A 19,026-nucleotide genomic window follows, 5' to 3' on the forward strand; every position below is an offset into this window, starting at 1 on the left:
TCCAGAAGTCTGCCAATGGCTTCTGGAGCAAGGATGATGAAAAACCCCACCCTGTTACAATGTTTTCACTGGTACTACCCTGCTGGCGGTGAATTGTGGCGAGAGGTCACGGCGTTAGCACCCAATCTTAACGAAATCGGCATTAACATGATCTGGCTACCGCCCGCCTATAAAGGCGCGTCAGGCGGGTATTCTGTCGGCTATGACTCCTATGACCTGTTCGATCTGGGCGAGTTTGACCAGAAAGGCAGTATCGCCACCAAATACGGTGACAAAGCGCAACTGCTGGAGGCCATCGACGCCCTCAAGCGCAACGACATTGCCGTGCTGCTGGACGTGGTGGTCAACCACAAAATGGGTGCCGATGAAAAAGAGCCTGTGCGCGTTCAGCGCGTGAACGAGCAGGATCGCACGCAAATCGATGATGAGGTCATCGAGTGTGAAGCCTGGACCCGCTATACCTTCCCTGCCCGCGCCGGGCAATATTCCCAGTTCATCTGGGACTACAAATGCTTCAGCGGCGTCGACCACATTGAAAACCCCGATGAAGACGGCATTTTTAAAATCGTCAACGACTACACCGGCGAAGGCTGGAACGATCAGGTTGATGATGAGATGGGTAACTTCGACTATCTGATGGGCGAAAATATCGACTTTCGCAATCACGCCGTCACCGAGGAGATCAAATACTGGGCCCGCTGGGTCATGGAACAGACGGGCTGCGACGGTTTTCGTCTGGACGCCGTCAAGCATATTCCCGCCTGGTTCTACAAAGAGTGGATTGAGCACGTCCAGGACGTCGCCGACCAGCCGCTGTTTATCGTGGCGGAATACTGGTCCCACGAGGTGGATAAGCTTCAGGCCTATATTAACCAGGTCGAAGGCAAAACCATGCTGTTTGATGCCCCCCTGCAGATGAAATTCCACGAGGCGTCGCGTCAGGGTCGGGATTACGACATGAGCCAAATCTTCACCGGCACGCTGGTGGAAGCCGATCCGTTTCATGCGGTGACCCTCGTCGCGAACCATGACACCCAGCCTTTGCAGGCGCTGGAAGCCCCGGTCGAAGCTTGGTTTAAACCGCTGGCGTATGCGCTGATCCTGCTGCGGGAAAATGGCGTGCCGAGCGTCTTTTATCCGGACCTCTTTGGCGCCAGCTATGACGATACGGGTGGAGACGGAGAAACGTACCATATTGATATGCCTGTGATTGAGCAGCTCCACGAGCTGATCCTCGCGCGCCAGCGTTTTGCCCACGGCGTGCAGACGCTGTTTTTTGACCATCCTAACTGCATCGCCTTCAGCCGCAGCGGTACGGATGACGATCCCGGCTGCGTGGTGGTGATGTCGAACGGCGACGACGGCGAGAAGGTGATTTGCCTGGGGGAAAACTACGGCAACAAAACGTGGCGTGATTTTCTCGGCAATCGCGAAGAAACGGTCACCACAGCGGCGGATGGCGAAGGAACGTTTACCTGCAAAGGCGGAAGCGTCAGCGTGTGGGTGATTGAGGATGCGTTGTAGAAACAATGCCGGGTGGCGCTGACGCTTACCCGGCCTACGGGACGGTACTTTTGTAGGCCGGGTCAGGCGAAGCTGCCACCCGGCAAAAAAACGGCTACGGTAGTTTACTCGCCAGCGGATTCTTGCTCAGGTAATCGGCACACTCAACCGTTGGGCGATCGACCTTCTGCAGCTCCAGCCCGTCGTACTCAAGCGTCGAGCCATCGCGCTCCAGCGGATAGATATCCAGCTTACGCGTCACGTTGTAATAACTGTCTGAACGCAGCATGATTTTACCCGGCACGGCAATCACGCGCTGCCACTGACGGCAGTCCAGCGTATCGCCCTCTTCCGTCACCACCAGCGTGGCAATCGCATTCGGGCTGACCATGTTGCTCTGCGGCCCTTTCGACTGCCAGTATCCCGCTAGATGCGCCGGGACAGGATGCTTGATCACGTCGTTATAATTATCGACCTGAACGCACCCGGTCAGTGCCAGCAGCGCGCCAGCAATTGCTATTTTTTTCATCATCTTTCCTGCATTCGAAGAAAAAAATATTGTGGCATTAAAGCGCTGCGGCTGCCAGTGAAGATCGACAGGTCTTAGACCTGCATCCCCATGACCTCTTGATAGGCCGACACCAGCTTGTTACGCACCTGGATCCCCATCTGCAGAGAAACCGAGGCTTTTTGCAAATCGGTCATCACATCATTCAGCGCCACGCCCGGCTCGCCAAGGGTGAACTTCTCAGCCTGAGTGCGCGCTGCGGTCTGGGTATCGCTGATACGGTCAAGAGCGGCATGCAGTTGCCCTGCAAAGCTGATGCTCGGCTGCTGATCTGCCACATTCTGATTACGGGCCGTCATCGCCGTTGCCTGCAACTGACTGATTACCCCTTCAATGCCCTGTATAGCCATGACTCTCCCCTGGATGGTTTTTTACGCGGTCAAGACTAACAGCTTGTCAATAAGATAATGGCGGTAAATAGCATGAAAAAACCAGGTTATTTGACGCATAGAAAATCACGAATCATCAAATAATGGCAGGGCCATCAATATGGAACTTTTGTCGTGTTTGCCGACCCGGGAGTCAGTTTTGTTTCTCTACACGAATAACGTAAACCACCAGGATTTAAGAGGTGCGCAATGAGTGCAACAGCATCGACAGCGCCGCAGAATAAATCACTCGAGTGGATGAACCGCCTTCGCGCGAATCCTAAAATCCCGTTGATCGTGGCAGGCGCTGCCGCAATTGCGATCCTTGTAGCGATGGTCCTGTGGGCGAAAAGCCCTGATTACCGGACGCTCTACAGTAACCTTTCCGATCAGGATGGCGGCGCCATCGTCACCCAGCTGACCCAGATGAACATTCCTTATCGCTTTGCCGATAATGGCGGTGCGCTGGAGGTCCCGGCAGATAAGGTGCACGAACTGCGTCTGCGCCTGGCCCAGCAGGGGCTGCCGAAAGGCGGCGCGGTAGGCTTTGAGCTGCTGGATCAGGAAAAATTCGGTATCAGCCAGTTCAGCGAGCAGGTGAACTACCAGCGTGCGCTGGAAGGTGAACTGGCCCGCACCATTGAAACATTAGGCCCGGTGAAGAGCGCCCGCGTGCACCTGGCGATGCCTAAACCTTCCTTATTTGTCCGCGAACAGAAATCACCTTCGGCTTCCGTGACCGTGAACCTTGAGCCTGGCCGCGCGCTGGACGAAGGGCAAATCAGCGCGGTGACGCATCTCGTCTCCAGCGCCGTCGCCGGTCTGCCGCCGGGTAACGTGACGCTGGTTGACCAGAGCGGTCATCTGTTGACGCAATCCAACACCGCCGGTCGCGATCTGAATGACGCGCAACTGAAATATGCCGCCGATGTCGAAAGCCGTCTCCAGCGTCGTATCGAAGCGATCCTCGGCCCGGTTGTGGGCAACAGCAACGTGCACGCGCAGGTCACCGCGCAGATCGACTTCTCGAATAAAGAACAAACCGAAGAGCAGTACAGCCCGAACGGCGATGCGGCTCAGGCGGTCATGCGTTCGCGTCAAATCAACTCCAGCGAGCAGGTTGGCGGTGCCTACCCGGGCGGCGTGCCGGGCGCGCTGTCTAACCAGCCTGCCCCGGCTAACGCGGCGCCGATCTCTACGCCGCCGGCCAATCAGCAGAACGGCCAGCAAAATAATCAGCAGACCACCTCTACGGCGAATAACAGCGGCCCACGAAACACCAGCCGTAACGAAACCACGAACTACGAAGTGGATAGAACGATTCGCCACACTAAACTGAACGTGGGCGATATTCAGCGTCTCTCCGTTGCGGTAGTGGTGAACTACAAAACGCTGGCGGATGGCAAACCGTTGCCGTTGACCGCCGAGCAGATGAAGCAGATTGAAAACCTGACCCGCGAAGCGATGGGTTACTCCGAGAAGCGCGGCGATACCCTCAACGTGGTGAACTCACCGTTCAACTCGGTTGAAGAGACCGGCGGTGAACTGCCGTTCTGGCAACAGCAGGCGTTTATCGACCAGCTGATGTCCGCAGGACGCTGGCTGCTGGTGCTGATTGTCGCGTGGCTGCTGTGGCGTAAGGGCGTTCGTCCACAGCTCCAGCGCCGTGCTGAAGCTGAAAAAGCGGCTCGCGAGCAGATGAATGCGCGTCAGGAAACGGAAGAAGCGGTTGAAGTTCGCCTCAGTAAAGATGAACAGATGCAGCAGCGCCGTGCTAACCAGCGCATGGGTGCCGAGGTGATGAGCCAGCGCATTCGCGAAATGTCAGATAACGATCCGCGCGTCGTGGCGCTGGTCATCCGCCAGTGGATGGGTAACGAACATGAGTAATACGCTTACGGGCACCGATAAAAGCGTCATCCTGCTGATGACCATTGGCGAAGATCGCGCGGCAGAGGTGTTTAAACACCTCTCCCAGCGAGAAGTACAGATTCTCAGTGCGGCCATGGCCAACGTGCGTCAAATCTCCAATAAACAGCTGACCGAAGTGCTGTCGGAGTTTGAGCAGGAAGCCGAACAGTTTGCCGCGCTGAACGTCAACGCCAACGACTACCTGCGTTCCGTGCTGGTCAAGGCGCTGGGCGAAGAGCGTGCCGCCAGCCTGCTGGAAGATATTCTGGAAACGCGCGATACCGCCAGCGGTATCGAAACGCTCAACTTTATGGAACCGCAGAGTGCCGCCGACCTTATTCGCGACGAGCACCCGCAGATTATCGCCACCATCCTTGTCCACCTCAAACGTGGTCAGGCGGCCGATATTCTGGCGCTGTTCGAAGAGCGCCTGCGTCACGATGTGATGCTGCGTATCGCCACCTTCGGCGGCGTCCAGCCTGCCGCGCTGGCGGAGCTGACCGAGGTGCTGAACAACCTGCTCGACGGCCAGAACCTCAAGCGCAGCAAAATGGGCGGCGTGAGAACGGCGGCGGAAATCATCAACCTGATGAAAACGCAGCAGGAAGAGGCCGTCATTACGGCAGTTCGCGAATTCGACGGCGAGCTGGCACAGAAAATCATCGACGAGATGTTCCTGTTCGAAAACCTCGTCGAAGTGGACGACCGCAGCATCCAGCGCCTGCTCCAGGAAGTGGATTCCGAGTCGCTGCTTATCGCCCTCAAAGGCGCCGAGCAGCCGCTGCGCGAGAAGTTCCTGCGCAACATGTCTCAGCGTGCGGCCGATATCCTGCGCGACGACCTTGCCAACCGCGGCCCGGTTCGTCTGTCTCAGGTGGAAAACGAACAGAAAGCCATTCTGCTTATTGTTCGTCGTCTGGCGGAAACCGGCGAGATGGTGATTGGCAGCGGAGACGACACCTATGTCTAATGAGCTGCCGTGGAAGCGCTGGACGCCGGACGATCTGGCCCCTCCCCTCTCCGAGTTCACGCCAGCCGTGATCCCGACCGAGGAGCTTGACCCGGACGTCGAACAGCCTGAGCTAAGCGAAGAAGAGCAGCAAGCACAGATGCTGGCTCAGCTGCAAATGCAGGCGCACGAGCAGGGCTACAATGCCGGTCTGAACGAAGGCCGGCAGAAAGGCCACGAGCTGGGGTATCAGGAAGGCCTGTCAAAAGGGTTAGAGCACGGTATCGATCAGGCGCGCCAGCAGCAGGCGCCGATCCATGCCCGGATGCAGCAACTGGTGAGCGAGTTTCAGCACACGCTGGACGCGCTGGACAGCGTGATTGCCTCGCGACTGATGCAGATGGCGCTGGAAGCCGCGCGTCAGGTGATCGGCCAGACGCCCGTGGTGGATAACACGGCGCTGATCAAACAAATTCAGGGCCTGCTGCAGCAGGAGCCGCTGTTCAGCGGTAAGCCGCAGCTGCGCGTCCATCCGGACGACCTGCAGCGCGTGGAAGAGAGCCTGGGCGCGACGCTAAACCTGCACGGCTGGCGTCTGCGCGGCGATCCGTCGTTACATCACGGCGGCTGCAAAGTCTCAGCCGATGAAGGCGATCTGGATGCCAGCGTCGCCACCCGCTGGCAGGAACTGTGCCGCCTGGCGGCACCGGGAGTCGTCTGATGACCGCACGCCTCACCCGCTGGCTCACCACGCTCGACAATTTTGAGACGAAGATGGCGCAACTGCCCTCTGTTCGTCGTTATGGGCGACTGACGCGCGCCACCGGTCTGGTACTGGAGGCCACTGGCCTGCAGCTGCCGCTGGGCGCGACCTGCGTGATCGAGCGTCAGGACGGTCTGGAAACGCGTGAAGTGGAAAGCGAAGTGGTCGGGTTCAACGGCCAGCGCCTGTTCCTGATGCCGCTTGAAGAGGTGGAAGGTATTCTGCCCGGCGCGCGCGTGTATGCCAAAAACACGTCTGGCGATGGGCTGCAAAGCGGGAAGCAGTTGCCGCTTGGTCCTGCCCTGCTGGGTCGCGTGCTGGACGGCAGCGGGAAGCCGCTCGACGGGCTGCCCTCGCCGGACACCACTGAAACCGGCGCATTAATCACCCAGCCGTTTAACCCCCTGCAGCGAACCCCTATCGAGCATGTGCTCGATACCGGCGTACGCCCGATTAACGCCCTGCTGACCGTGGGACGCGGGCAACGTATGGGCCTCTTCGCCGGGTCAGGCGTGGGTAAATCCGTTCTGCTCGGCATGATGGCGCGCTATACCCAGGCGGACGTTATCGTTGTGGGCCTGATCGGCGAACGCGGTCGCGAAGTTAAAGATTTCATTGAAAACATTCTGGGTGCGGAAGGCCGTGCCCGCTCGGTGGTCATTGCCGCACCGGCGGACGTGTCACCGTTACTGCGTATGCAGGGGGCTGCGTATGCCACCCGCATCGCCGAAGATTTTCGTGACCGCGGCAAGCACGTGCTGCTGATCATGGATTCGCTGACCCGCTACGCGATGGCGCAGCGTGAAATCGCGCTGGCTATCGGTGAGCCACCGGCGACCAAAGGCTACCCGCCTTCGGTCTTCGCCAAACTCCCTGCCCTGGTGGAACGTGCGGGGAACGGCATCAGCGGCGGCGGCTCCATCACCGCGTTCTATACGGTGCTGACCGAAGGCGATGACCAGCAGGATCCGATTGCCGACTCCGCGCGCGCGATCCTTGACGGCCATATTGTGCTGTCGCGTCGTCTCGCCGAAGCCGGACACTATCCGGCAATTGATATTGAAGCCTCTATCAGCCGCGCAATGACGGCGCTGATAACCGAGAAGCACTACGCCCGCGTGCGTAACTTTAAACAACTCCTCTCCAGCTTCCAGCGCAACCGCGATCTGGTCAGCGTGGGGGCGTATGCCAAAGGCAGCGATCCGATGCTCGACAAAGCGATTACCCTGTGGCCACAGCTGGAGGCATTTTTGCAACAAGGCATTTTTGAACGTGCCAACTGGGAAGATTCAATTCAGGCACTGGAGCTGATTTTCCCGCAGGTGTAACACAGGTGGAGGGCGAAGGTCATGGCGCAAAACAGCGCGTTATCAACGCTGAAAGATCTGGCTGAAAAAGAAGTTGATGATGCCGCATTGCAGCTTGGCGCAATGCGACGCGGGTGCCAGCAGGCTGAAGAACAGTTGAAGATGTTAATCGACTATCAGCATGAATATCGCACCAACCTCAATACCGATATGACACAGGGCATTGGAAGCCAGCGCTGGATTAACTATCAGCAGTTTATCCAGACGCTGGAGAAGGCGATAGATCAGCATCGCCAGCAGCTTCACCAGTGGACCCAGAAAGTCGATACCGCGCTGAATTTCTGGCGCGAGAAGAAGCAGCGACTGCAGGCCTGGCAGACCTTACAGGACCGACAGATTGCGGCAACGACCCTGGCGGAAAACCGTCTGGATCAGAAAAAAATGGATGAGTTTGCCCAGCGCGCATCAATGAGGAAACCGGAATGATCACACTGCAACAACTGCTGATGAGCGACAGCGACCTGTCAGGCGGTACGCAGACGGGGAAAGGCACCGACGGTGCACAGGACTTTCTCGCGCTGCTCGCGGGCGCCCTGTCGGACGCGACGGGCAAGGGCAAAGATGCGCCACTGACCCTGGCTGACCTGAAAGCCGCCGGCAGCAAACTGTCCCACGTTGCTCAGGACGCCAAAGGGGATACCACCCTGCAGGCCAAAATTGCCGACCTGCTCTCGCGCCAAACCGTACTGAATGGCGACGAAACGGCGCCCGTCACCTCGCTTGATACGCTGGTTTCCGGACTGGTGCCGCTGTCTAAAGGTGACGCACTGAAGACGATCAATGCCGCGAACAGCAAAGATGACGGTAAAAGCGAGCTGAGCGAAGAGGAGTTGGCCGGATTGAGCGCCCTGATGGCGATGCTGCCGCACCAGCAAACTACCGCCTCTCGCGTAGCTGGCAGTGACGGCGTTTCCGCCACCGCAACGCTGAGTACAGCGGCGCTTGCGCAAAACGGCGCGGGCCAACCGTCGCTGAACGCGCTTCCGGGAAGCCATGATAAAGCGCAGAGTGCTGCGCCTTATCAGAGCCAGGCGAAAAACAGCGACCCGGCCCTGTCGGGCAACGCGCCGGCCACGCCGGTCGTGGCTGCAACCGCAGAGAAGCAGGAGCTCGCCAGCGCCTCCTCTTCATCATCGCCGACAGCTACCCTGGCACCAATTATGTCCAGCCATGCAACCAGTCAGACGGCCGCCACCGTTGCTCCCGCGCCGGTGTTAAGCCAGCCTCTGGGCACGCATGAATGGCAGCAGTCCCTGAGCCAGCACATCACCCTGTTCACCAAACAGGGCCAGCAGACGGCCGAGCTGCGTCTGCACCCGGAAGATCTGGGTCAGGTACAAATTTCGCTTAAGCTGGATGATAACCAGGCGCAGTTGCAGATGGTCTCTGCGCACAGCCATGTCCGTGCGGCGCTGGAAGCCGCGCTGCCGGTACTGCGAACCTCGCTGGCAGAAAACGGCATTCAGCTTGCGCAGAGCAGCGTCAGCAGCGAGAGCTTTGCCGGGCAGCAGCAGTCCTCATCCCAGCAGCAGCACCAGGCTTCGCGTTCCGGCAACACCGGCGGTTTTAATGAAGAGAGCGATGAACTACTGCCCGTTCCTGCCGCCCTGCAATCCGCCGCGCGCGGTAACAGTGCCGTAGACATCTTCGCCTAAACGCCAGAGGTAGCGTGATTATCCCCGTCTTTTCCACGCTTTGACGACAGCAGGACACGGGATAATCACCTCATTAAGCTGTACCGAAACAGGAAGCTCGTATCAGATGACTGACTCCGCTATCACCAAAAAAAGTAAGCGTTCCATCTGGATCCCGCTGCTGGTGTTGATCACGCTCGCCGCCTGCGCTACCGCGGGCTATAGTTACTGGCGTATGCAGCAGGAACCTTCGACCGCTGCGGCCAAAGCCGAACCTGCACCGCCACCGGCGCCGGTATTTTTCCCTCTGGACACCTTCACCGTGAATCTCGGTGACGCGGATCGTGTGCTGTACGTCGGTATTACACTGCGCCTGAAGGATGAAGCCACGCGCGCGCGTCTGAATGATTATCTTCCGGAGGTGCGTAGCCGCCTTCTGCTGCTGTTCTCTCGTCAGGACGCTTCGGCGCTGGCCACCGATGTGGGTAAGCAAAAGCTGGTCGACGCCATTAAACAAACGCTGGCGACCCCGCTGGTAAACGGCCAACCTAAGCAGGAAGTCACTGACGTTCTGTATACAGCCTTCATTCTGCGGTAACGACATGGGCGACAGTATTCTTTCTCAGGCAGAAATCGATGCGCTGCTCAACGGCGACAGCGATAAAAGTGATGATCCGCAACCGGGTATCGGCGGCGATAGCGATATTCGTCCTTATGACCCGAATACCCAGCGTCGCGTGGTACGTGAACGTCTGCAGGCGCTGGAGATCATTAACGAACGTTTTGCACGTCAGTTCCGTATGGGGCTGTTTAACCTGCTGCGTCGTAGCCCGGATATCACGGTCGGTGCGATCCGCATTCAGCCGTATCATGAGTTTGCCCGCAACCTGCCGGTGCCAACCAACCTTAACCTGATTCATCTGAAGCCGCTGCGCGGCACCGGTCTGGTGGTGTTTTCCCCAAGCCTGGTGTTCATTGCGGTGGATAACCTGTTCGGCGGCGACGGGCGCTTCCCGACCAAAGTAGAAGGTCGCGAATTCACCCACACCGAACAGCGCGTCATTAACCGCATGCTGAAGCTGGCGCTGGAGTCCTACAGCGACGCGTGGAAAGCGATTAACCCGCTGGAAGTGGAGTACGTCCGTTCTGAGATGCAGGTGAAATTTACCAATATCACCACCTCCCCGAACGATATCGTCGTTAACACCCCGTTCCACGTGGAGATCGGTAACCTGACCGGCGAGTTCAACATCTGCCTGCCGTTCAGCATGATCGAACCGCTGCGCGAGCTGCTGGTTAACCCGCCGCTGGAGAACTCCCGCAACGAAGACCAGAACTGGCGTGAAAACCTGGTCCGCCAGGTCCAGCATTCGCAGCTTGAGCTGGTGGCGAGCTTCGCCGATATCCCGCTGCGGTTATCTCAGATCCTGAAATTACAACCCGGTGATGTTTTGCCGATAGAAAAACCCGACCGCATTATTGCCCATGTGGATGGTGTCCCCGTGCTGACAAGCCAGTACGGCACGATTAACGGTCAGTATGCGTTACGCGTTGAGCACTTGATCAACCCGATTTTGAATTCGCTGAATGAGGAACAGCCCAAATGAGTGACATGAACAATCCGTCCGATGAAAACAGCGGAGCACTGGACGATCTGTGGGCTGACGCGTTAAACGAGCAAAAAGCGACCCCGGCCAAAAGCGCAGCGGATGCCGTATTCCAGCAGCTCGGCGGCGGTGATGTCAGCGGCACGCTGCAGGACATCGACCTGATTATGGATATCCCGGTTAAGCTGACCGTTGAACTGGGACGCACCCGTATGACCATTAAAGAGCTGCTGCGCCTGACGCAGGGTTCCGTGGTGGCCCTTGACGGCCTGGCCGGCGAGCCGCTGGATATTCTGATCAACGGCTATCTGATTGCTCAGGGTGAAGTGGTGGTGGTAGCCGATAAATACGGCGTACGTATCACCGACATCATTACCCCGTCTGAACGTATGCGTCGTCTGAGCCGTTAAGCATGAAAACCCAGGCAACACTATCGCAACCTTCTGCCGTTCCCGGCTCACCTCTGCTCCAGGTGAGCGGGGCGTTGTTCGGTATTATTGCCTTTATTCTTATCGCCGCCTGGCTGGCGAAGCGCTTTGGCCTGGCGGGGAAAACCGCCGGCGCCCGCGGGCTGAAGGTCAGCGCCAGCACCACCCTGGGACCACGTGAACGCGTGGTCATCGTCGAGGTGGACGATGCGCGTCTGGTTCTGGGCGTCACGGCGTCAAACATCAGCGTATTACATAAGCTGCCGCCCGCCCCTGCTGTGGTGGACGAGCGTGCAGAGGCCCCTGCGGATTTCCAGTCCGTGATGAAGAGTTTGCTTAAGCGTTCCGGGAGATCCTGATGCGCCGTTTGTTATCCCTGACGCTTGCGGGCGTTGGCCTGTTTGCTCCCGCGGTCTATGCGCAACTGCCCGGTCTGGTGTCAACCCCTCTTGCAGGCGGCGGCCAAAGCTGGTCGCTTCCGGTGCAGACGCTGGTGTTCATCACCTCGCTGACGTTTATTCCGGCTATCCTGCTGATGATGACCAGCTTCACCCGCATCATCATCGTTTTTGGTCTTCTGCGAAACGCGCTGGGCACCCCTTCCGCTCCGCCAAACCAGGTTCTGCTCGGACTGGCGCTGTTTTTGACCTTTTTCATTATGTCGCCGGTGATCGATAAGATTTACACCGACGCCTACCAGCCGTTCAGCGAAGATAAAATCTCCATGCAGGAAGCGCTGGATAAAGGCGCGCAACCGCTGCGGGAATTTATGCTGCGCCAGACGCGCGAAGCGGATTTGGCCCTCTTTGCCCGCCTGTCCAACACCGGCGAGCTGCAAGGACCAGAAGCGGTACCCATGCGTATTCTGCTACCCGCCTATGTGACCAGCGAGCTGAAAACCGCGTTCCAGATCGGCTTTACCATCTTTATCCCGTTCCTGATTATAGACCTGGTGATCGCCAGCGTCCTGATGGCGCTCGGGATGATGATGGTGCCGCCCGCGACCATCGCCCTGCCCTTTAAGATCATGCTCTTTGTGCTGGTCGACGGCTGGCAGCTTTTGGTCAGCTCGCTGGCGCAGAGTTTCTACAGTTAAGGAACGGCAATGACACCCGAATCGGTCATGATGATGGGCACGGAGGCGATGAAAATCGCGATTGCCGTTGCCGCTCCGCTGCTGCTTGTCGCGCTGGTTACCGGTCTGATTATCAGTATTCTGCAGGCCGCTACGCAGATTAATGAAATGACGCTGTCGTTCATCCCGAAAATCATCGCCGTGTTCGTGGCGATTATCGTGGCCGGACCGTGGATGCTGAACCTGCTGCTGGACTATATGCGCAACCTGTTTACCAATCTGCCGTACATCATCGGCTGACCTGACGATGCTGCACTTCACCAGCGACCAGTGGGTTCAGTGGCTCGGCGTCTACTTCTGGCCGATGCTGCGCATCATGGCGCTGATCTCCACCGCCCCCATTCTCAGCGAGAGATCGATACCCAAGCGTGTCAAAGTGGGGCTGGGGATTATTATCTCTATTATCGTCGCACCGTCTCTCCCTCCCGTGGATATTCCGATCTTCTCGGCAAATGCGTTGTGGGTCGCACTGCAGCAGGTGATGATTGGCGTTGCCGTCGGCTTTACCATGCAGCTCGCTTTTGCCGCCGTGCGTACCGCGGGGGAACTGATTGGCCTGCAGATGGGGTTATCGTTCGCCACGTTTGTCGATCCCGGCAGTCATCTCAACATGCCGGTGCTGGCACGCATTATCGATCTGCTCGCCATGCTGCTGTTCCTGTCGTTCAACGGCCATCTGTGGCTTATCTCCATGCTGGTGGACACGTTCCATACGCTGCCGATTGGCGAAAACCCGGTGAACAGCAACGCTTTCCTGGCGCTCACCCGCGCCGCGGGGCTGATCTTCCTGAACGGACTGATGCTGGCGCTGCCGATCATCACCCTGCTGCTGACCGTCAACCTGGCATTAGGTTTACTGAACCGAATGGCGCCGCAGCTTTCGGTGTTTGTCATTGGTTTTCCGTTGACGCTGACGGTCGGAATTTTATTAATGTCATTACTGATGCCACTTATCGCTCCCTTCTGTGAACATTTATTCGGCGAGATATTCAACCTGTTAGCGGATATTGTCAGCGAACTTCCTCGTAAATAATAGACCGTACTGTTGCTACTGTCTTTCTGAGGATATTCCTAAAATAAAACGCGAAAAACATCTTCCAGGATATATCTGACGCGGTTTAATTGTTTCTAACCACCTCACAATACTTAATATTAACTTTACTTTAAGAAGATTCCTGGCAAATTATACGTAACTTTACGGGATAGTGAGTCCGCCTGAAAGTCTTTGTCATGCTCACAGGTTTATTATTTTTTTCCATCCCGTATGGCTGTTTTGAGCTCTCAGGCAGATGGTGAATTATCGTTACGCATTGAGTGAGGGTATGCCATGTCAACGATCATTATGGATTTATGCAGCTACACCCGGCTAGGGTTAACCGGGTACCTGGCAAGCAGAGGGGTAAGAAAGAGAGACATCAACGATGCACACACCGTTGACGAACTCGCAGCCGCTTGTGACGAACTAAAACCAGGCGTGGTGTTTATTAATGAGGACTGTTTCATTCACGATCCAGCCAACAGTCAGCACATTAAGCAAATCATTAATCAGCATCCAAAAACCCTGTTTATTGTTTTTATGGCGATCGCGAATATCCATTTCGATGAGTATTTGTTGGTCCGTAAAAATTTATTGATCAGTTCTAAATCGATTAAACCCGAGTCGCTGGATGACATTTTGGGTGATTATTTGAATAAAGAAGTTAAAAATGTAGGAGCGGTTAACTTACCCACCCTATCATTAAGCAGGACTGAATCAAGTATGCTGCGAATGTGGATGGCGGGACAAGGAACTATTCAGATCTCCGACCAGATGAATATTAAAGCGAAAACCGTTTCATCACACAAAGGAAATATTAAACGGAAAATTAAAACGCATAATAAGCAAGTGATCTACCACGTGGTACGCCTGACCGATAATGTGACGAACGGGATTTTCGTCAACATGCGTTAGTCGCTTAAGACCCTGTGCACCCTACCTTTGATCTCTGGCCTGGCCAGAGATTTTTGCTTCTGCAGAGGGTGTCGGGCACGCGATATGCTACCCGACGCCGTGTTAGTCTGCTTTCTCAACAAAAATACCGTCCGGATGCCCCAGTTCGTTAAAAAACCAAATGCCGAGCGGGTAGTCTTCCAGTGATACCAGGTACATTGTCCCTTCGCTAAACTCTTCAATTGCCAGCACCACACCCGGGCGGCGCGGCCCACCGTCCGTTTTAACGGTTACCCGATCGTTGACCTTCATACATTCCTCCTCTGGTTTTGAGCCAGTGTAGAACAAAACGCAAAATCGCACATCGCCGCCCGGTGTGAATGGCGTTTTTATCTACAGTCTATACTTAGCGATGGACCCGGCTGAATGAGGAACCCCGCAATGAAGACCGATAAAGAGTACAGCGACACCATCAAGCGCGAAGTCGAGGTGGATGTCGATGCCCTGCTGGCCGCCATCAATGAGATTAGCGAGTCAGAAGTCCGCAGGACGGACGACAATTCGGACCGCGTCATTGTTAACGGAAGGGATTATCACACCTATCGTGAGCTGGCTGAGGCCTTCGAGCTCGATATTCACGACTTTAGCGTGTCGGAAGCCAATCGTTAGGGCGAAAAAAATCCCGGTCATGGGGATGACCGGGATCAAAACTTGCTTATGCAAGAAGCACTTGAAAATTCGTTACACCAGGAAATCTGATGTACAAGCCACACTATCCCCAACGAATTTGTCTGACAAGCATATATTCTTATGATGAATATAATATTTTTAACATAATGCTTTTCGTTATGAGCAATAACTTACGCTGAATGCGGGTTTGCCAGGGATTGTTCCCATTTCATCTGTTAACAATTCGGTTATTTTTTAGGAATTTTCTTAGAACGAAACGCTACCGTCATCGGGAGTCACTATGCCTTCACTGCGGGATACCTTGCTGATTTTTTCTGACCTGGATGGCGCGTTGCTGGATATTCATACCTACGACTGGCAACCCGCAATGCCCTGGCTGGACAAGCTACAGGATAACCAGATTCCGATTATTCTCTGCAGCAGTAAAACCGCGGCAGAGATGCTGGATATTCAGCAGGATCTCGGGCTGGAAGGCCTGCCGTTTATTGCCGAGAACGGCGCGGTCATTCAGCCTGACGTGCGCTGGGACAAGGTCCAGCGTCAGATCCGGGGGATGGCGCACCGGGATATTCGCCCGCGAATCGAGCAGATTCGTCTGCAGACGGGCTTTAAATTCACCACCTTTGACGATGTAGATGAGCACGTTATCAGCGAGTGGACCGGACTGACGCACTACCGTTCGACGCTTGCCCGCAAGCATGAAGCCTCCGTCACGCTCATCTGGCGCGATACCGACGAGAAATTGGTCCAGTTTGAAGAGCAGCTGGCGCACATCGGCCTCAAGTGTCTGCAGGGGGCGCGCTTCTGGCATATTCTCGACGCCCGCTGCGGTAAAGACGTGGCGGTTAACTGGCTGATTGAACAGTATCGCGAACAGGACGAGATCGAGCCCACTACGCTGGGGCTCGGCGATGGCCCTAACGATGCGCCGCTGCTCGACAGCATGGACTTCGCGGTGGTCATCAAGGGGATTAACCGCCAGGGCATCACGCTACGGGACGATAACCCCGAGCGGGTCTATCACACCCAACAGACCGGCCCGGCAGGCTGGCAGGAGGGGCTGGATCACTTCCTGTCCTGATCCCGCCACACGACCCGGTTACGCCCGCTCTGCTTAGCCTGATAGAGCCTGACGTCCGCCACGGACTGCAGCTGTTCAAAATCGTAGTTGCCCGTTTCATCCGCGCTGCTGACGCCCAGTGACGCGCTGATGCGCAGGGTGGTGCTCTTCTTCACCAGGATCTCCTTACTGGTGATTCGGCAACGAATGCGGTCAGCGACGCCTCTCGCCTCCTCCAGACCAATGCCGGGAAGGACCACACAAAACTCTTCTCCGCCGACACGCCCGGCCACATCATTCTTGCGTAACGCGCTGGCAATCACGCCTGCCGTATGGGAAAGCACCTTATCACCGGCCTGATGGCCGAAACGGTCGTTAATGCTTTTAAAATGGTCGAGATCGATCTGAATCACTGAGAACGGCAGCGCCTGCTGGCGGCAGGTTTCCGCCAGCAATTTGGCGCGGTCGAACAGCGCGCCGCGATTATTGAGCCGTGTCAGCGGATCGTGCCAGGCCTGCCACTGGAGGGAGTGCTGAAGCGTGTACATGTTACTCACCATCCGACGGATCACCAGCCACGAGATCAACAGCATGGCGGTAAAGAGCGCCCACAGCAGCGCCAGCACGATACTGATACTGCCGAAATCATCCTGCACCCCTTCATGCAGGGTGTGGATCCGCAGGACGACGCCATCGAAGTGATCGAGCCGCTCCCAGGTGATAAACCGGCTCCCGAGGCGGATCCCGCCGCCGGTATCATGCTCAATCGCCTGGGCAATCTGCGCCGTTTCGCGTTCGTCAAAATGGTTAACCAGGCTTCCCGCGTGGGCAGAGGTGGCTATCATATTAAGCCGGGTATCGTACAGCTGATACTCCCCCTCCGTCCGGTCTTCCGTCGCGTCGGTCAGCAGACGCTGCATCGTGTCTAAGGTAAAGTCCATCGCCACGACGCCGTACCAGTAGTGATCGAAATAGATGGGGACGCTGGCGGTGATCGTTCGTTCATCCCCGGTCCAGGATGAAGGGGTAGAGATAAACCAGCGCACGGCGCGCGCGCGATTGTTACGTTCTGACTGCTGGGTAAACCAGGACTGCGTGACCAGATGATAATAGCGGGCGGTAATATCGCCCGCCCGATCCGGCGTATCCGTGGAAAGGAAAAAACCGGCGCGAGAGACGTAGATCACCCGCGCTTCCGTTTGTGCTCTCGATGACGCCAGCCTGAGCAGATACCCCACTTCGAGTGCGGCAGAAATTTCATGACTGATGCGCTCAGCGTCCCGGTTCAGAAGCGTGGTTTTATCCACGAATGCATCCGAGACCCCGTTAAGGGGAAGCGTGCGCTTTTTATCAACGGCAAGCTGCCAGGTGGGGAGCATGCGGACGGTATTAAAGCGTGACACCGCATCCTGTAAGACATCAAAGGCCAGCGGCGTCTCGATTGCATCATGCATGCCCTGGCGGAATAACAGCATCCTGTCGACGCTGTTCTGTAACTGCCTGTCCAGCGAACTGGCCACCGTATCCAGATGGTTGCGCTGGCTGGAGATGTACGCCTCTTCCAGCACCACCACCTCACGCCAGGTCAGGAGCGTGGAAAACACCAGAACGATCAGAAAACAGAGATTAACAATCCGCCCCGGATTGCTACGCTTATGCAGCCATTGCAAAAAAGTTTGTCTTACAACAAAGGTATCGCGCTGCACACACACTCCCTGATTACTGCTCTTTACCCGAAACCTGAGATAAAAACGCCCGGCAAAGCCGGGCGTTATGTGATTAAGCCTTGTCCCGCTGGTGCTGCCCGTCACCCGGCTGAAGCTCATCTTCACGGAATGCTTCCCGCTTGATGCTATAGCCATCGTGCCACCGACATTCCACCATTCCGCTGGAATACCCGGTGACGATCATACGTGGGCCGCCCTTCTTAGGCTTAACTTCATCACTGACCAAAAAGACCATACCTGCCTCCTGTATCAGGGTGAAACTGTTTCAATTTAGACGAGGAATGGTCTTTTTGCATCCTGCCGCGGGTAACAATTAGTGCGACGTGCCGCGAATTTTCTCAACCAGCTTCACCGCCGCGACGACGATAGCGCCAATGATAAAGCCCAGCACCAGATTGAGCAGCGTAGGCAGAATCGCCGCGATAACGGCCCCCTGCGTGGAGGAGAAATGTTCGATGGCATGGTGCAGCGGCGTAATGCCGTGAACCACAATTCCGCCGCCCACGAGGAACATCGCCAGCGTACCCACCACCGACAGACTCTTCATCAGCCACGGGGCCAGCACCAGCAGGCTTTTGCCGATGCCTCTTGCTACCGCGCTCGATTTTTCCTCCAGCCAGTAGCCAATATCGTCCAGCTTGACGATCAGCCCCACCAGACCGTACACGCCCACGGTGACCAGAATCGCGATGCCGGAGAGGATCAGCACCTGATTCAGAAGCGGCGCGTCAGAGACAATGCCCAGCGTAATCGCGACGATTTCCGCAGACAGGATAAAGTCGGTCCGAATGGCGCCTTTGACCTTATCGCGCTCAAAGGTTTTCGGATCCTGCGCGGCCAGCGCTTCAAGACGCTGCTGGCGCACCTCCGGCGTATCGCTCTGCTTGCGCGCGCTAAAGGAGTGCAGCACCTTCTCCACGCCCTCGAAGCAGAGAAATGCCCCGCCAATCATCAGTAACGGCGTGATGGCCCAGGGAATAAACGCGCTGATCAGCAGCGCCAGCGGCACCAGAATCACCTTGTTCAGGAAGGAGCCTTTCGCCACGCCCCACACCACCGGCAGTTCACGGTTTGCCCTCACCCCACTCACCTGCTGGGCGTTAAGCGATAAATCATCGCCCAGCACGCCTGCGGTTTTCTTCGCCGCCAGTTTACCCATCACTGAAATGTCGTCCAGTAAGGTGGCAATATCATCCAGCAATGTTAATAAGCTACTTCCTGCCAAAATCTTAATCCTTCATTTTTTGGTAATTAAGTGAATAGTATGGAGCAAAAGCGCCAACCCGGAAACAGGCACCTTACGTCAACAAAAAATTCACATCTGCCACACAATTAAAGGGCTCGCCAGCGAGATAGTTTTCGCGTTTACTATCAGCGAACTTTTTA

22 protein-coding genes and 1 pseudogene are annotated in these 19,026 nt (G+C 56.4%); 17 read left to right on the top strand and 6 right to left on the bottom strand.

Features of this window, described 5'->3' with window-relative positions; all coding sequences use genetic code 11:
* Nucleotides 1-36: 36 nt before the first annotated feature.
* On the top strand, nucleotides 37-1,524 hold the full coding sequence (amyA, locus tag F3J31_RS03605; RefSeq protein ID WP_167212028.1) for an alpha-amylase: 1,488 nt from the start codon (nucleotides 37-39) through the stop codon (nucleotides 1,522-1,524).
* Nucleotides 1,525-1,618: 94 nt separating this feature from the next.
* On the opposite strand, the gene yedD is transcribed toward amyA, so the two are convergent.
* Nucleotides 1,619-2,032: a lipoprotein YedD gene (yedD, locus tag F3J31_RS03610; RefSeq protein ID WP_032652553.1), complete on the bottom strand. Its 414-nt coding sequence runs from the start codon at nucleotides 2,030-2,032 to the stop codon at nucleotides 1,619-1,621.
* 74 nt (nucleotides 2,033-2,106) lie between these two features.
* Complete coding sequence (gene fliE / locus F3J31_RS03615) at nucleotides 2,107-2,421, bottom strand: flagellar hook-basal body complex protein FliE (RefSeq protein ID WP_008500329.1); 315 nt, start codon at nucleotides 2,419-2,421, stop codon at nucleotides 2,107-2,109.
* A 228-nt stretch (nucleotides 2,422-2,649) separates the two neighbouring features.
* On the opposite strand from fliE, the gene fliF reads away from it, so the two are divergent.
* From fliF to rcsA, 14 genes and pseudogenes are all read left to right on the top strand, one after another.
* Nucleotides 2,650-4,329, top strand: a complete 1,680-nt coding sequence (gene fliF, locus F3J31_RS03620) for a flagellar basal-body MS-ring/collar protein FliF (protein ID WP_048029395.1) — start codon at nucleotides 2,650-2,652, stop codon at nucleotides 4,327-4,329.
* Complete coding sequence (gene fliG / locus F3J31_RS03625) at nucleotides 4,322-5,320, top strand: flagellar motor switch protein FliG (protein WP_008500327.1); 999 nt, start codon at nucleotides 4,322-4,324, stop codon at nucleotides 5,318-5,320. The genes fliF and fliG overlap by 8 nt, the downstream gene beginning before the upstream one ends.
* On the top strand, nucleotides 5,313-6,020 hold the full coding sequence (gene fliH, locus F3J31_RS03630) for a flagellar assembly protein FliH (RefSeq protein WP_045908162.1): 708 nt from the start codon (nucleotides 5,313-5,315) through the stop codon (nucleotides 6,018-6,020). The genes fliG and fliH overlap by 8 nt, the downstream gene beginning before the upstream one ends.
* On the top strand, nucleotides 6,020-7,390 hold the full coding sequence (fliI, locus tag F3J31_RS03635) for a flagellar protein export ATPase FliI (RefSeq protein ID WP_045908161.1): 1,371 nt from the start codon (nucleotides 6,020-6,022) through the stop codon (nucleotides 7,388-7,390). Before fliH ends, fliI begins: the two co-directional genes overlap by 1 nt.
* 21 nt (nucleotides 7,391-7,411) lie before the next feature.
* Nucleotides 7,412-7,855, top strand: coding sequence for a flagellar export protein FliJ (fliJ, locus tag F3J31_RS03640; RefSeq protein ID WP_021241386.1), 444 nt, complete (start codon nucleotides 7,412-7,414; stop codon nucleotides 7,853-7,855).
* Nucleotides 7,852-9,084 (top strand): flagellar hook length control protein FliK, encoded by a 1,233-nt coding sequence (gene fliK, locus F3J31_RS03645; protein WP_167211347.1) that lies wholly within the window; start codon nucleotides 7,852-7,854, stop codon nucleotides 9,082-9,084. Before fliJ ends, fliK begins: the two co-directional genes overlap by 4 nt.
* 106 nt (nucleotides 9,085-9,190) lie before the next feature.
* Nucleotides 9,191-9,661, top strand: coding sequence for a flagellar basal body-associated protein FliL (gene fliL / locus F3J31_RS03650; protein ID WP_021241388.1), 471 nt, complete (start codon nucleotides 9,191-9,193; stop codon nucleotides 9,659-9,661).
* A gap of 4 nt (nucleotides 9,662-9,665) precedes the next feature.
* Nucleotides 9,666-10,670, top strand: coding sequence for a flagellar motor switch protein FliM (gene fliM, locus F3J31_RS03655; RefSeq protein ID WP_008500320.1), 1,005 nt, complete (start codon nucleotides 9,666-9,668; stop codon nucleotides 10,668-10,670).
* A complete protein-coding gene (gene fliN / locus F3J31_RS03660) occupies nucleotides 10,667-11,080 on the top strand; it encodes a flagellar motor switch protein FliN (protein WP_008500318.1) in 414 nt (137 codons plus the stop codon). Before fliM ends, fliN begins: the two co-directional genes overlap by 4 nt.
* Nucleotides 11,081-11,082: 2 nt before the next feature.
* Entirely contained in the window at nucleotides 11,083-11,457 is a 375-nt protein-coding gene (fliO, locus tag F3J31_RS03665) for a flagellar biosynthetic protein FliO (RefSeq protein WP_028016024.1), read from the top strand.
* Nucleotides 11,457-12,194 carry a flagellar type III secretion system pore protein FliP gene (fliP, locus tag F3J31_RS03670; protein WP_008500316.1) on the top strand — a complete coding sequence of 246 codons (738 nt, stop codon included), beginning with the start codon at nucleotides 11,457-11,459 and terminating at the stop codon, nucleotides 12,192-12,194. The genes fliO and fliP overlap by 1 nt, the downstream gene beginning before the upstream one ends.
* Before the next feature lie 9 nt (nucleotides 12,195-12,203).
* Nucleotides 12,204-12,473 (top strand): flagellar biosynthesis protein FliQ, encoded by a 270-nt coding sequence (fliQ, locus tag F3J31_RS03675; protein ID WP_008500315.1) that lies wholly within the window; start codon nucleotides 12,204-12,206, stop codon nucleotides 12,471-12,473.
* A gap of 7 nt (nucleotides 12,474-12,480) precedes the next feature.
* A pseudogene (gene fliR, locus F3J31_RS03680) lies at nucleotides 12,481-13,273 on the top strand (flagellar biosynthetic protein FliR); the annotation flags it as partial.
* A gap of 287 nt (nucleotides 13,274-13,560) precedes the next feature.
* A complete protein-coding gene (gene rcsA, locus F3J31_RS03685; protein WP_008500313.1) occupies nucleotides 13,561-14,184 on the top strand; it encodes a transcriptional regulator RcsA in 624 nt (207 codons plus the stop codon).
* Between the two features lie 102 nt (nucleotides 14,185-14,286).
* On the opposite strand, the gene dsrB is transcribed toward rcsA, so the two are convergent.
* Nucleotides 14,287-14,475, bottom strand: coding sequence for a protein DsrB (gene dsrB / locus F3J31_RS03690; RefSeq protein WP_008500312.1), 189 nt, complete (start codon nucleotides 14,473-14,475; stop codon nucleotides 14,287-14,289).
* 129 nt (nucleotides 14,476-14,604) lie between these two features.
* Here dsrB and yodD point away from each other — a divergent pair, with 129 nt between their 5' ends.
* Nucleotides 14,605-14,832 carry a YodD family peroxide/acid resistance protein gene (yodD, locus tag F3J31_RS03695; RefSeq protein ID WP_013097742.1) on the top strand — a complete coding sequence of 76 codons (228 nt, stop codon included), beginning with the start codon at nucleotides 14,605-14,607 and terminating at the stop codon, nucleotides 14,830-14,832.
* A gap of 301 nt (nucleotides 14,833-15,133) precedes the next feature.
* Nucleotides 15,134-15,934, top strand: coding sequence for a mannosyl-3-phosphoglycerate phosphatase-related protein (locus F3J31_RS03700; RefSeq protein ID WP_167211352.1), 801 nt, complete (start codon nucleotides 15,134-15,136; stop codon nucleotides 15,932-15,934).
* On the opposite strand, the gene dgcQ is transcribed toward F3J31_RS03700, so the two are convergent.
* The 3 genes from dgcQ to F3J31_RS03715 all read right to left on the bottom strand — a co-directional run bounded on the left by dgcQ (nucleotide 15,919) and on the right by F3J31_RS03715 (nucleotide 18,865).
* Entirely contained in the window at nucleotides 15,919-17,619 is a 1,701-nt protein-coding gene (gene dgcQ, locus F3J31_RS03705; RefSeq protein WP_167211355.1) for a cellulose biosynthesis regulator diguanylate cyclase DgcQ, read from the bottom strand. The genes F3J31_RS03700 and dgcQ overlap by 16 nt on opposite strands.
* 73 nt (nucleotides 17,620-17,692) lie before the next feature.
* Nucleotides 17,693-17,875, bottom strand: coding sequence for a DUF2158 domain-containing protein (locus F3J31_RS03710; RefSeq protein ID WP_023618677.1), 183 nt, complete (start codon nucleotides 17,873-17,875; stop codon nucleotides 17,693-17,695).
* A gap of 78 nt (nucleotides 17,876-17,953) precedes the next feature.
* A complete protein-coding gene (locus F3J31_RS03715) occupies nucleotides 17,954-18,865 on the bottom strand; it encodes a DUF808 domain-containing protein (protein WP_167211357.1) in 912 nt (303 codons plus the stop codon).
* Nucleotides 18,866-19,026 lie beyond the last annotated feature (161 nt).

Source organism: Enterobacter sp. Acro-832 (genome assembly GCF_011752745.1).
GTDB classification, from domain to species: Bacteria; Pseudomonadota; Gammaproteobacteria; order Enterobacterales; family Enterobacteriaceae; genus Enterobacter; species Enterobacter quasiroggenkampii.